Below are 13,734 nucleotides of genomic sequence, written 5' to 3' on the forward strand. Positions count from 1 at the left end.
AAATAACCCTACACAAAACGCTAAGGATAATGATGAGCACACAGACAAATCATCAAGAAACTCCGCAGCAGATGAAACAACACCAGATCCGACTCATGTTCTCGGGTCTTGTGATTGTGATGCTGATGTCGGCGCTAAACCAGACGGTTCTGGCGCCCTCCCTGCCCACCATTGTGGGCGAACTGCACGGTGTGGAGCATATGAGTTGGGTGATTACCAGCTTCATTCTGCTCTCCACCATCACCATGCCCGCCTACGGTAAGCTGTCGGATCAGTTTGGCCGCAAGCCCTTCCTAATTTTCGCAATCCTTGCCTTTGCCGCCGGTTCCATTACCGGTGCGCTCGCAAACGATATGACCACCCTGATTATTTCCCGCTCGCTGCAGGGTCTGGGTGGCGGCGGTCTGATGATTCTTTCTCAGTCCGTGATTGCCGATGTGATTCCCGCCCGTGACCGCGGTAAGTATATGGGTATTATCGGTGGCGTGTTTGCGTTCTCGTCGGTAGCCGGCCCGCTGCTGGGTGGTTGGATTACCGAAGGACCGGGTTGGCGTTGGGCGTTCTGGATTAACCTGCCCATGGCTGCCCTGGCGATTGCCGCAGTGATTTTCTTGCTGCCGCACTCTTCCCGTAAGGGTCAGGTTAAGAAGAGTGTTGACTACCTGGGCACGATTATCCTGATGGTGGGTACCTCTGCCCTGGTGTTGGCTACGATTTGGGGCGGTAACCAGTACGCCTGGGATTCTGCTGAGATTATTGGCCTGTTCATTTTCTCTCTGCTGTGCGCCCTGGTGTTTATCCCCGTGGAGCTGCGCGCAGCAGAACCCATTATGCCCATGTACCTGTTCAAGGAACGTAACTTCCTGCTGAGCACCGGCGCATCCTTGGCGCTGGGTATCGCCATGATGGGTTCGGTGGAGTACATCCCCACCTATTTCCAGATGTCGCTGGGCGTGAGCGCAACGGTGGCAGGTTTGCTGTTGATTCCCATGATGGGTGTGCTGCTGGTGGTTTCGATTATTACGGGTCGTCTCGTGTCGAAGACCGGTCGTTATAAGCCGTACCTGGTGACCGGTACTCTGCTGGTGACTTTGGGTCTGTGGCTGCTCTCTACCGCTAATCAGGACACCCCCACCTGGGTTTTCTGCCTGTATCTTGCGGTGATGGGTGCCGGTTTGGGCATGTCCATGCAGTTCTTGACTCTGGTGGTGCAGAATGCGTTCCCGGCGCGTGTGGTGGGTACGGCAACCGCTGCCAATAACTTTTTCCGTCAGGTAGGTTCGACGGTGGGTGCCTCCCTGGTGGGTGGTTTGTTCACCTCGCGCCTGACCTCGTTCTTGACTGAGCGTATGCCGGCGCAGGCTGCCGCTTCTGCCGGTGAGCACGGTACTTCTTCGCTCACTCCTGCGGTGGTGGCGAATCTTCCCGAGCCGATTCACGGCATTATTGTCAGCTCCTATAATGATGCGCTGATGCCGCTCTTCCTGTACCTGGTGCCGCTGGGTGTTATGTCGGCGCTGCTGCTGGTGTTTGTGCGTGAGGATGCTTTGGCTACCACGGTGGATGCTGAGCCGAGCACGACCGATCATCTGGTGCGTTCTGCGGCTACGGGTGCGATTCCGGTGATTGATCCGAATCGTCCGCTCAAGGAGCAGATTCACGGTACGGCTCAGACGGTTGTTGAGCTGGAGGATGAGCAGAAGTAATCTGCGTGGAAGCTAGCTGCTAGCTGGGCATGATAGGGGCGGGGCACGGTACCCCGCCCCTTTGCTATGCTTAAAGACAATATATTAGCTGCACCTAACCAGCTGAAGAATTGAGGATATTATGAAGATTTTGCTCCCCACCTCTATTGAGCTCAATGAAGAGCAATTGAATCTGGCGCCGGATGATACGGTACGCCACTACGATCCCACCCAGCCCATTGCGGACGAGGATACCGACGCAGATGCTGTGGTGATTTGGGGCAATACTACCGAGCAGCTGGCTGATTCGGCCAAGCGTTTGCACAAGGTTGGCCTATTGCAGGCTCTGCTGGCGGGTCCCGATGCGGTGCGTGCGGCCGGTTTCCGTCCCGAGGCTGCTATTTGCTCCGGTGTGGGTCTGCACTCCCTGACCGTTGCCGAGCACGCCCTGGCGCTGACCCTGAACTTTGTGCGTTTCCTACCCACTCTGGCGCAGCGCACCGCAGCCCACGAGTGGGCGGGGGAGCTGGGCGGCCCGCAGCAGCTGCATCCGAGCGATCAGGTGACCACCCTGCTGGATGCCAATGTGCTCATTTGGGGTTTTGGTTCTATTGGTCGCGAGACCGCGCGCCTCTTCTCCGCCTTTGGTGCGAAGGTGACCGGTGTGGCTCGTAGCGCCGGTGAGCGTTATGGCTTCCCGGTGATTGCTACCGAGCAGCTTGATGAGTACCTGCCGAGCACCGATATTTTGGTAATGATCCTGCCGGATTCTCCCGAGACTAAGCAGGCTCTGAATGCTCAGAAGCTCTCCCTGCTGCCCTCGCGCGCCTACCTTGTGAATGTCGGTCGCGGCTCCACCGTGGATGAGGACGCTCTGGTTGAGGCTCTGAACTCGGGTTCTCTTGCCGGTGCCGCCCTGGATGTTGCTAGCGTTGAGCCCCTGCCGGCTGAGTCTACCCTGTGGGATGCGAAGAATATTGTGATTACTCCGCATGCTGCCGGTGGTCGTCCGGTGAACCCTGAGGAGCTGATCGCTCATAATCTGCGCGCCCTGCGCACCGGTGCTGCTCCCAGCCAGTACCGTAATCGTTTTAACGCTTGAGTCTCTTAAGGCTATCTAGCTTGTAGTAGTTATAGTCCGAGCCCCGATACATACACAGTATCGGGGCTCGCTGTGTACGGGGCGCGGTCGCGTACCAGAATATGTAGATATAGCCTAGTGAAGCCGCAGAGCGCCCACCCAGTGTTACGGAATGTTAAAAACCGGTTAAAAGAGTCACTGTGTCTTAAAACGGTAAAAATTTTTTCCGGAGCACCTTAAGTTAGCCCTTAACTCTTCCTTGAAGAAGAGCCAGGCACCCCTAAGTTATCTGTGGATTTCTGTGGATAGAGGTGGATAAACTAGCTGCAGACCCGGCGAAATCCGCAGATTCTCGGGGTGTTTTCGACTTTATGGCTTGTGGATAGCCTCCGGGGCTCCAATGCATAGTCAATGCATAGTTACGCATCTTTAGTGAATGATAATTCCTCTTCCACTCTGCCCGCGCCAAAGAATAGTGTTCAAAGGGCATATTTATGGTCTTGGAGCCCGCGTGTGGGTTTGGTGGATAGCCCCTTAAAAATATAAGATATAAAGAACCGCTCCTAGTGACAGTAATCACGACAGCATCGCCGTGATGCATCGCAGGAGCCACTACACACTGTTAAGTCTTAGATAACCGACCATTCAAGGAGGGGAACCGTCCCATGTTTAGGTACGTCCTCCAGCGCTCGCTGACGTATCTCGTCATGGTGTTTATTACCACCACGATGGGCTACTTCGCAGCAGTTGTTACCCTCAAGCCGGCGCTTGCCGAGCAGGAGAAGGTGCCTCGCCCGTCCCCCGAGCAGGTGAACCGTAACTTCGCTGCGCTGGGTCTCGACCCGGAAATGAGCCCCTGGGACCGCTATGTCCAGTGGCTGACTAATGTTGTGACTAAGTTTGACTGGGGTCGTAGTCCCGATGGTGGCTACGTGAACCAGGAGTTCGGTGACCGCGTCTGGGTTTCCGCTCGACTGATGCTCGCAGCAACTATTCTGACCATTGTTATTGGTGTGGCGCTGGGTGTGTACTCGGCAGCTCGTCAGTACAAGTTTGCTGACCGCGTGCTGACCGGTTACTCCTACCTGGTCTACATCATCCCCGCTCCCGTTGCGTACTTCGTGATTCAGATGGGCGCCATCGAGATTAACGATGCTGCCGGCGAGAAGATCTTCTACGTGACCGGTATTTCTACCCCGGGTGTGACCGGCTTCTGGGATACTCTTATTGACGGTGCGGCGCACTACTTCGTGCCGACTTTCTGTATGACTATCCTGGGTTGGGCGGGTTACCAGATTGCACAGCGCCAGTACCTGCTGGACAACGTCAATGCTGACTTTGTGCGTACTGCACGCGCTAAGGGTCTGACTCGTAACCAGGCGATTACTCGCCACGCTCTGCGTGTCTCCTTCATTCCCGTGGCACAGTCCATCGCGTACCAGATTCCCTACATCTTCGCGGGTGCATTCTTCGCGGAGTCGGTCTTTGCATGGCCCGGTATTGGTAAGTGGTCGATTGAAGCTATTACCCACCAGGATGTAAACGGTGCAACCGCTACCCTGGCATATGGTTCCGTGCTCTTTGCAATCGGCGCCATCATTGCGGATATCGCTACTACTGTCGTTGACCCCCGAGTGAGGATCTCATGAGCCAGGCAACTGAAACTACTGCTCTCCCGGTCGTTCAGGGAGACGATTTCAAGGTCATTAGCAAGAGCTCGATTATCGTTCGCCGATTCCTGCGCAATAAGGCAGCAGTCTTCGGTCTTGCGGTTTTCCTGCTGATGATTCTCTTCGGTTTCTTCGGTCAGTACCTGACCAGCTACAAGCCGACTGATATTGACTTTATGGCACTGGGTGAAGAGCCCAGCGCTGAGCACTGGTTCGGTACGACCAGTGCGGGTAACGACCTGTACGCTCAGATGGTTGAGGCGGTTCGCGTCTCGCTGCTGATCGGTATTTTGGTGGGTACCGTCTCGATCCTGGTGTCCGCTATCTACGGTTGTGTGATGGCGTACTTTGGTGGTTGGGTTGATAAGGTCATGCTCTTCATTCTGGAGACCCTGATCATGGTTCCCTCCCTGCTGATTCTGGCTATTTTGATTAATGGTGAGATCGGTAAGGAAATCCAGAAGACCATGCCCGCGTGGATGCTGCTGTCGATCGTTCTGATTTTCTTCGGCTGGATGGGTCCTGCCCGTCTGATCCGTGCGGTGGCACAGTCCCTGATTACCCGCGACTACGTCAAGGCTGCACGCTACATGGGTGTTCACCCCTTCAAGATTGTGTGGCGTCACCTGGTCCCGAACCTGGGCTCTCTGCTGGTTCTGGACTTCACCCGCGGCATTATGGGTGCGGTGCTCTCTGAGGTTGCGTACTCCTTCATCGGTATCGGTGTGAAGTACCCCAACTACTCCCTGGGTTCGATGATCCAGGCAGCATCCGAGCAGATTAACACTCTGCCCCATATGTTCTGGTTCCCGGTGTTCTTCTTCTTCCTGCTGGTGGGTCCGCTGGCTCTGATGAACGACGGCCTGCGCGATGCCTTCGACCCGACCTCCATGTCTGTCGGTAGCATCAAGAAGTCCAAGAAGAAGGACGAGGACAAGAAGTCCGATTCTAAGGAAGAAAAGCAGCTGGCTGCCGCTGGCGCTAAGGAGGCGAAGAACTAATGAGCACTTCTCCGGTTCTAAGCGTTAAGGACCTCAACGTCCGATTCAACACCGAGAACGGTGTGGTGCACGCAGTGCGCGGTGTGGACTTCGACCTGTACGCGGGTAAGACCCTGGGTATTGTGGGCGAGTCCGGTTCGGGTAAGTCCGTTGCCTCGATGGCGATTATGGGTCTGCACCCGACCACCGCAGATATTACCGGTTCCATTAAGTACAATGGCACCGAGCTGCTGGGTCTGAGCGATAAGCAGATGTGTGAGTACCGTGGTAAGCACATTTCCATGGTGTTCCAGGATCCGCTGTCCTCGCTGACCCCCGTGTACACCATTGGTGACCAGATTGCCGAGGTGCTCAAGGTCCACAATAAGGGCATGAGCAAGCAGGCCATTAAGGCTCGCTCTATTGAGCTGATGCGTATGGTCGGCATTCCCTCTCCCGAGAGCCGTCTGCGTTCCTTCCCTCACGAGTTCTCCGGCGGTATGCGTCAGCGCATTATGATCGCAATGGCTATTGCGAACGACCCGCGCGTGCTGATTGCCGATGAGCCCACCACTGCACTGGATGTGACCATCCAGGCGCAGGTGCTGGAGGTTATGGAAAAGGCTCAGGAAGAGACCGGCGCAGCAACCATTATGATTACCCACGACCTGGGTGTGGTTGCCGGTATGGCCGATGACATTCTGGTGATGTACGCCGGTCGCCCGGTGGAAAAGGCAAAGGCTGAGGATCTGTACAACAACCCCAGCCACCCCTACACCATTGGTCTGCTGGGTGCGGTTCCTCGTGTGGACCGCTCCGATAAGGTCTCCCTGGTGCCCATTGAGGGTACTCCTCCGAACCTGATCAAGCCGGTTGAGCACTGCTCCTTCCGCCCGCGCTGCCCCATCGCTAAGAGCGGTGGCCAGTGCTGCCAGGATGAGCACGGCGAGCCCGAGCTGCAGCTGGTTCCCGGTGCTGGCGAGGGTCACTATTCCTCGGCAACTATTGCTCCGGAGCTCAAGGGCAAGACCGCAGAGGACCTCTATGTCATCCCCGAGACCCCTGTCTCCAAGTTCGACGATATTCCGCGCGAAGAGCGTAAGCCCGTGCTGGAGGTGCGCAATGTCAAGAAGCACTTCCCGCTGACTAAGGGCGCGCTGATTAAGAAGCGTGTGGGTACCGTCAAGGCTGTGAACGGCGTATCCTTCGATATCCGCGAGGGTGAGTGCTTCTCCATCGTGGGTGAGTCCGGTTGTGGTAAGACCACCACTCTGCTGGAAATCATGGAGTTCAGCCCCAAGACCGACGGCGAGATTCTGATTGACGGTGTCTCCACTAAGGACCACAAGTCTGCTAGGGAGATTTTGGATCTGCGTAAGAACCAGCAGATGGTCTTCCAGGATCCGACCGGTGCACTGGATCCGCGCTTTACCGTGTACGAGGTGCTGGCTGAGCCCCTGGAGAACCAGGGTATGTCCACCAAGGATATTAAGAAGCGCGTGATTGAGCTGATGAAGACCGTGGGTCTGCAGCCCGACCATGTGAACCGCTTCCCGAACCAGTTCTCGGGTGGTCAGCGTCAGCGTATTGGTATTGCGCGTGCATTGGCTGTGAACCCCAAGCTGGTGGTTCTGGATGAGCCCGTGTCTGCACTGGACGTGTCCGTGCAGGCTGGTGTGATTAACCTGCTCGAGGAGCTGCGCGCTAATCTGGGTCTGAGCTACCTGATGGTTGCTCACGACCTGGCGGTGATTCGCCACGCATCCGACCGTGTTGCTGTGATGTACCTGGGTCGTATTGTGGAAATCGGTCATGTGGACGAGGTCTTCGACCGCCCGATTCACCCCTACACCAAGGCTCTGCTCTCGGCTATTCCGGTTCCCGATCCGGAGGTTGAGGCTAACCGTCACCGTATTATGCTTGAGGGCGATCTGCCGACTCCGGTGAACGCTCCTAAGGGCTGTGGCTTCTCTAGCCGTTGCCCGATTTTCAAGCTGCTGCCCGAGGATAAGAAGCAGAAGTGCTTGGCTGAGCTGCCCGATGTTGTCGAGGTAGAGGGTCAGGATCACGGCTACGCATGCTTCTTCCCGGATGGCCCGGAAGCTGAGCAGGCTTTTGCCGGTAGCACCGTGAGCGCGGCATCCGCTCACACTGTGGCTGGCTAGTCTCTACGGCCTGTCAAAGCCCCGCTGTGGATTCTCAAAGATCCGCGGCGGGGCTTTATCGTGTCCTAAATGTGGGCTCGGCGTGTTGCGGGTAGAAAGAATGGGACAGTAGTGCCTCATGCAGAGTATGTATAGATATGTGATGTAGGTTTATGACCTGCATTTATGAGCTGAATAACTGAGTGCATAACTGTATAGAGTCCGTATAGCGAGATTTTAGGGAATCTTTGAAATATTTATGTACTTGACCGTACAGACATGAGGTAGTATTGTGATATCAACCGCATCCCGGACGGTGAGGTTACACACATGCAGAGTATTGCCATGACAGCGATACTGCTACCCAAGGAGATACAAATGACCACTCAGATGTTTAACCGTCGTACCGTATTGGGCGGCACCGCAGCATTGGGCGCTGCGGGCATGCTGGTTGCCTGCGGTAAGAAGAGTTCCTCCACTGAGGAAAAGCAGGTGTTGGGCGCTGATTCTGACATCAAGAACCTGTACAACATTAATGAAAAGGATCCCAAGACCCTCAAGCAGGGCGGTGAGCTGAACCTGTCCATTGGTGGCCTGGGTCCGGACTATAACGTCCGCAGCACTAACGGTAATTCTTCCTACGTGCTCGATGTTATCGCTCCCGTTCACGCCGCTAGTGTATGGATCACCAACTTTGCTGGTGAATATGTTCTGGATAAGAACTTTTGCCTGGACTTCTCCGAAACCGAGGAGAATGGCAAGCAGATTCTGACCTACACCATGAACCCCAAGGCTAACTTTAATGACGGTACCCCCATTGACGTTGATGCCTTTGAAGCAACCTGGCAGATTCAGAAGAGTAGCGACGGTGACTACAAGATTGCTGCTGTGGGCTTCTACGACCGCGTGGAGTCCGTGGAAGCAGTGGGCGGCGATAAGCGCAAGGTTAAGGTGACCATGGCTGAGCCTGCATACCCCTCCACCGACCTCTTCACCTATTTCCTGCACCCGAAGATGAAGGATCCGGAGCTCTTCAACAACGGCTTTAATAACAACCTGCACGATGAGCTGGGCGCAGGACCCTTCAAGGTAGGTAAGTTGGATACCTCCGCTAAGGTGCTTACCCTGGTTCCCAATGAGAAGTGGTGGGGTAATAAGCCGCGTCTGGATAAGATTGTCTTCCGTGAAATGGATCCCGCAGCATCTCGCGCAGCACTGAAGAATGGCGAAATTGATGCTCTGGCTACCAGTTCTTCCTCGACCTACATGGAGATTAACGGCACCAAGGGTACCGAAACCCGTAAGGGTCAGCATCTCTACGCGGGTGGTCTGAACATTAACCCCAAGCGTGTTGAGGATCAGAAGGTGCGTAAGGCAATCTTCGTTGGTACCAACCGTGCCGCTTTGGCAAATATCTGGTTCAAGGGTCTGCCCTACGAGGAGAAGGTTCCCGGTTCGATGATTTTGCTGCCCTTCTCTAAGAACTACCGCGATAACTTCCCGACTGCTGCAGATAATGATCGTATTAAGGCGGCTCAGAAGATTCTGGAGGATGCTGGTTACACCAAGAGCGGTGACTACTACCAGAAGGATGGTAAGAACGCGAAGGCAACTATCACCATCTTCGGCGATACTCCCGCTTCGAATGCACAGGCTCAGACCTTTGTTCAGAATATGAAGGAAATCGGTATTGAGAGCGGTATTGATAACCAGCCTTTGAGTGCATTCAGCACTGTGGTTGCTTCGAAGTCTTACGATATTGCTGTATCTGGTTATGGCGTCTCTCAGGATCCCACCGCTGCAACCAAGTACTTCTACTCTCGTGAAGACCAGGACGGTGTGGGCACCGCCGAGATTGACGAGATGATTAAGAAGATGCTGCTGGAGAAGGATAACGATAAGCGCGCCCAGCTGTGCAACGACATTGAGAAGAAGCACATGGAGGATGTCTCCACCCTGGGCTCTGTGCAGAATGGCCCTGACTTCGTGGTCTGCAAGCAGAAGCTGGCAAACTACGGTGCATTCCTCTTCGCTTCCACGGTATGGGAGAACGTTGGCTGGGAGGAGTAAGCCGATAGCTTTCTAATCTAGAGATATTGAGGCGAGTTATACGACCGCTTTGCGGATTACCATTCGATAGTCCGCAGAGTGGAAGTGTGACTCGCCTTAATGTTTATCTATGCATAACATGAATGTCATATTCCGTAAAAAATAGTCAATTACGGTGAAATATTTGCTGAAACTCCTAAATTCTTGCAGAAATGCCCCTATAATAGTGATATGGAACTCACTCGTGTCAGTGGGAACCCACATCAACTCTGTAGAAGAAAGTATGGGACTTTCTGCCCCAAGGAGGAGCAATGACTCACGCAATTACTCGCCGTACCGCTCTGGCTGGCACCGCAACCGCAGGCGCCGCTGCCCTGCTGGTAGGTTGCGCCAAGAAGAACAACGAAGAGACGAAGAATATCGCCGACTCCAGCACCGATATTAAGGAGCTCTACGATATTAACGAGCAGCCCGTTTCGGCTCTGAAGCAGGGTGGCACCCTGGTTCTGTCCATTACCGCGCTGGGCCCGGACTTTAATACCTGGTCCGCATCGGGCAATAGCTCGTACACCTCCACCGTTATGTCGCCCATGCGTAACGCCAGCTTCTGGCAGACCCTCCCGGACGGCTCGGAAGTGCTGAATAAGGCATATTGCGAATCCTTCGAGCAGAAGATTGAAGGCTCCAAGGAAATCCTGACCTACAAGCTGAACAAGCAGGCAGTCTTCAACGACGGCACCCCCGTGGATATTGACGCTATGCGCACCACCTGGGAAGTTAAGCGGGATGAAGAAGGCCCCTGGAAGATTGAGGGCAGCGAGCTCTACGGCAAGATCGAGAGCATTGAAGCCATTGACGGCGATAACTTCCACGTGAAGGTCGTCTGTAAGGAACCCGCATACCCCGTGCAGAACCTCTTTAGCGAAATTATGCACCCGTCCATGCGCGACCCTGAGCTGTTCAACAATGGCTATGTGAATAACCCGCACCCCGAATACTGCTCGGGTCCCTTCAAGCTGGAAAGCCTGAACACCGGTGAGAAGGTTATGACCCTGGTACCCAACGAGAAGTGGTGGGGCGATAAGCCCGTGCTGGATAAGATTATCTTCCGCCAGATGGAACCCCAGGCAGCTCGTGCAGCACTGAAGAACGGCGAAATTGACGCCGTGGCTACCGGCACCGCCGCGGGCTACAACGAGCTCAAGGACACCGCGGGCACCGTGGTGCGCAGGGGCCAGTACCTCTTTGCGGGCGGTTTGAACATCAACCCCAAGCGTGTTGAGGATCAGAAGGTGCGCAAGGCAATCTTCGTCGGTACCGACCGTGAGAACCTGGGTAAGATTCGCTTCCAGGGCCTACCCTATAAGGAAAAGGTCTCCGGCTCGATGGTTATGATGCCCTTCAACAAGAACTACCGCTACAACTTCCCGGTAGAAACCAAGGACGTCTCCCAGGCACAGAAGATCCTGGAAGGCGCAGGCTACACCAAGAATGGTGACTACTACGCAAAGGACGGCAAGAACGTCAAGGTCAGCATCACCATCTTCGGCGATACCGCTGTGAACAACAGCATGGCTCAGGCATTCGTGCAGAATATGAAGGAAATTGGCATTGAATGCGGCATTGACCAGCAGCCCAATAGCGCCTTCTCCAAGGTCGTCGGTAATAAGGACTACGATATTACCTTCTCCGGTTATAGCGTGTCCTCCGACCCGACCATCGGCACCAAGCAGTTCTACTACCGCAAGGAAAACGATGGTGTGGGTACCGCAGAGATTGATGCCATGATCGAAAAGATGCTCACCGAGCCGGACGACGTTAAGCGCGCCCAGCTGTGCAATGATATCGAGAAGAAGCATATGGACGAGGTCTGCACCCTGGGTACCTCCTTCAACGGCCCGGACTACGTGATCGTCAAGGAAAAGCTGGCGAACTACGGTTCCTTCCTCTACGCACGTAACGCTCAGATTCCCTGGGTTAAGATCGGCTGGATGAAGTAAACCCCGGTGCATGAGCCGCAGGTCAGCGGGGCAACGGCATAGTGTTTGCCCGAGCTCGCCGCCCCCGCCTCCTGCGCTCGCCCGGTCAAACGTGCGGAATATCCGTGGGCACTGAAAAAGTTGCCATAAAGAGTTAATCCGTATGCTGAGATTAAGCACCCCCGCAGAGTGCGGGGGTGCTTAAAGCCGTGTATAAACGTGCATGTTAGGAGAAAGACCGCCCGCAGGCGGAGATACCCTCTAACACTCACTATCTTTCACAGTTTGAGAGATACCGCGGTACAGAGCGGTATCCTCGTACAGCCAAGGAGAAGTAGCATGAGCAGCTACATTGTTAACCGTCGTACCGTACTGGGTGGTTCCGCAGCTTTGGGCGCAGCAGGTCTGCTGGCAGCCTGTGGCAAGAAGAACACCGAGGCAAAGCAGAGCCTGGACGAAAACACCGATGTGAAGAGTGTTTTCAACATTAACGAGCAGCCCGTCTCCGCACTCAAGAACGGTGGCGAGCTGAATCTGGCGCTGACCGCTATGGGCTCCGACTTTAACCAGTGGTCCCTCTCCGGTGGTATTGCAGATATTCGCACCGCCCTCTCCCCGGTCTACACCGCGGGCGCATGGATCTCTAAGTACGACGGCACCCCCGTGTTGAACACCAACTTCGTTCAGGCATGCGAAGAGAGCGAAGAAGCGGGCAAGCAGGTCATCACCTACACCCTGAACCCCAAGGCTAAGTTCAACGACGGTACCGACTTCGACGTTGAAGCATTCAAGGCTACCTGGCAGATTAAGCGCGTTGCTGCGGGCGACTACAAGATTCTGACCCCGGAAATGTACCCTCAGATTGAGAGCGTTGAGGCGGTAGATGGCGACACCAAGAAGGTCAAGGTCACCTTCTCCACCCCCTACTATCCGGTCTCCGAAATCTTCAGCCTGATCATGCACCCCAAGATGACGGATAAGGAACTGTTCAACAACGGCTTTGTGAACGAACCCCACTCCGAGCTGGCAGCAGGCCCCTTCAAGGTGGAGAAGTGGGATACCTCCGCTAAGGTTCTCTCCCTGGTTCCCAACGAGAACTGGTGGGGAGATAAGCCCATGCTCTCCAAGATTAACTTCCGCTCCATGGAATTGAGCGCAGCGCGAGCAGCATTCAAGAACGGCGAGCTGGACGCCATGGCTGCAAATAGCGCGGCAAGCTACACCGAGCTCAACGGCACCAATGGTACCGATACCCGCAAGGGCCAGTACCTCTTCGCTGGTGGTCTGATGCTCAACCCCAAGAAGATTGAAGACGCAGCAGTGCGCAAGGCAATCTTCCTGGGTACTGACCGTGAGGCACTGGCAAAGATCCGTTTCCAGAACATGCCCTACGAAGAGAAGCTCTCCGGCTCCATGATTCAGCTGCCGCTGAGCAAGAACTACCGCGATAACTACCCCAAGCCCGATGGCGACGCAAAGAGCGCCGTGGCGAAGGTGCTGGAAGCAGCAGGCTACACCAAGTCCGGCGACTACTACGCCAAGGACGGCAACCCCCTGAAGATTTCCTTCACCGTCTTCGGCGACACTGCAGTGAACACCGCAACCGCGCAGACCTTCGCGAAGAATATGCAGGCGGTGGGTATTGACTGCGAGGTGGACACCCAGGCACCCACGAACTTCTCCAAGGTGATGTCAAATAAGGAATACCACGTGGCTCTCTCCGGCTACGGCGTATCCGCAGACCCCACCGTTGCAACCGCACAGTTCTACCTGAGCACCGATAATAACGGCGTGGGTAACGCAGAAATTGACGAGATGATCAAGAAGATGCAGGTCGAAAAGGACGACGCAAAGCGCGCCGCACTGTGCAACGACATTGAGAAGAAGCACATGGACGAGGTGTCCGTCATGGGTACCCTGTTCAACGGCCCGAACTTCGTGGTCTGCAAGAAGGACCTGGCGAACTATGGTGCGTTCCTCTTTGAGACCATCGACTGGACCAAGGTTGGTTGGCAGAAGTAATAGACGTATCTCTAGTCTAGATACGCTGTCAATGGCGTAAAGGGGTGGGTTTCCATAAGGGGAACCCGCCCCTTTTGGGCTCCTGGGTCATATATCTTCTTACTAATGCATATATTTGCAGAGG

8 protein-coding genes are annotated in these 13,734 nt (G+C 55.0%); all 8 read left to right on the forward strand.

Features of this window, described 5'->3' with window-relative positions:
* The first annotated feature begins 32 nt into the window (after positions 1-32).
* The 8 genes from Q4P78_RS04865 (at position 33) to Q4P78_RS04900 (ending at position 13,610) form a co-directional block, all read left to right on the forward strand.
* On the forward strand, positions 33-1,706 hold the full coding sequence (locus Q4P78_RS04865; RefSeq protein WP_303339226.1) for an MDR family MFS transporter: 1,674 nt from the start codon (positions 33-35) through the stop codon (positions 1,704-1,706).
* Positions 1,707-1,827: 121 nt separating this feature from the next.
* Positions 1,828-2,787: a phosphoglycerate dehydrogenase gene (locus Q4P78_RS04870; protein ID WP_303339227.1), complete on the forward strand. Its 960-nt coding sequence runs from the start codon at positions 1,828-1,830 to the stop codon at positions 2,785-2,787.
* Between the two features lie 644 nt (positions 2,788-3,431).
* The gene (locus tag Q4P78_RS04875) at positions 3,432-4,415 is read left to right on the forward strand and encodes an ABC transporter permease (protein WP_303339228.1); all 984 of its coding nucleotides are present in this window, start codon (positions 3,432-3,434) and stop codon (positions 4,413-4,415) included.
* A complete protein-coding gene (locus Q4P78_RS04880; protein ID WP_303339229.1) occupies positions 4,412-5,437 on the forward strand; it encodes an ABC transporter permease in 1,026 nt (341 codons plus the stop codon). The genes Q4P78_RS04875 and Q4P78_RS04880 overlap by 4 nt, the downstream gene beginning before the upstream one ends.
* Positions 5,437-7,581: an ABC transporter ATP-binding protein gene (locus Q4P78_RS04885; RefSeq protein ID WP_303339230.1), complete on the forward strand. Its 2,145-nt coding sequence runs from the start codon at positions 5,437-5,439 to the stop codon at positions 7,579-7,581. Before Q4P78_RS04880 ends, Q4P78_RS04885 begins: the two co-directional genes overlap by 1 nt.
* A 357-nt stretch (positions 7,582-7,938) precedes the next feature.
* Positions 7,939-9,630 carry an ABC transporter family substrate-binding protein gene (locus Q4P78_RS04890; protein ID WP_303339231.1) on the forward strand — a complete coding sequence of 564 codons (1,692 nt, stop codon included), beginning with the start codon at positions 7,939-7,941 and terminating at the stop codon, positions 9,628-9,630.
* Between the two features lie 290 nt (positions 9,631-9,920).
* Positions 9,921-11,609: an ABC transporter family substrate-binding protein gene (locus Q4P78_RS04895; protein ID WP_303339232.1), complete on the forward strand. Its 1,689-nt coding sequence runs from the start codon at positions 9,921-9,923 to the stop codon at positions 11,607-11,609.
* 318 nt (positions 11,610-11,927) lie between these two features.
* Positions 11,928-13,610: an ABC transporter family substrate-binding protein gene (locus Q4P78_RS04900; RefSeq protein ID WP_303339233.1), complete on the forward strand. Its 1,683-nt coding sequence runs from the start codon at positions 11,928-11,930 to the stop codon at positions 13,608-13,610.
* The last annotated feature ends 124 nt before the right edge of the window (positions 13,611-13,734 follow it).

The organism is Rothia sp. (in: high G+C Gram-positive bacteria), from assembly GCF_030540545.1.
In the GTDB taxonomy this organism is placed as follows: domain Bacteria; phylum Actinomycetota; class Actinomycetes; order Actinomycetales; family Micrococcaceae; genus Rothia.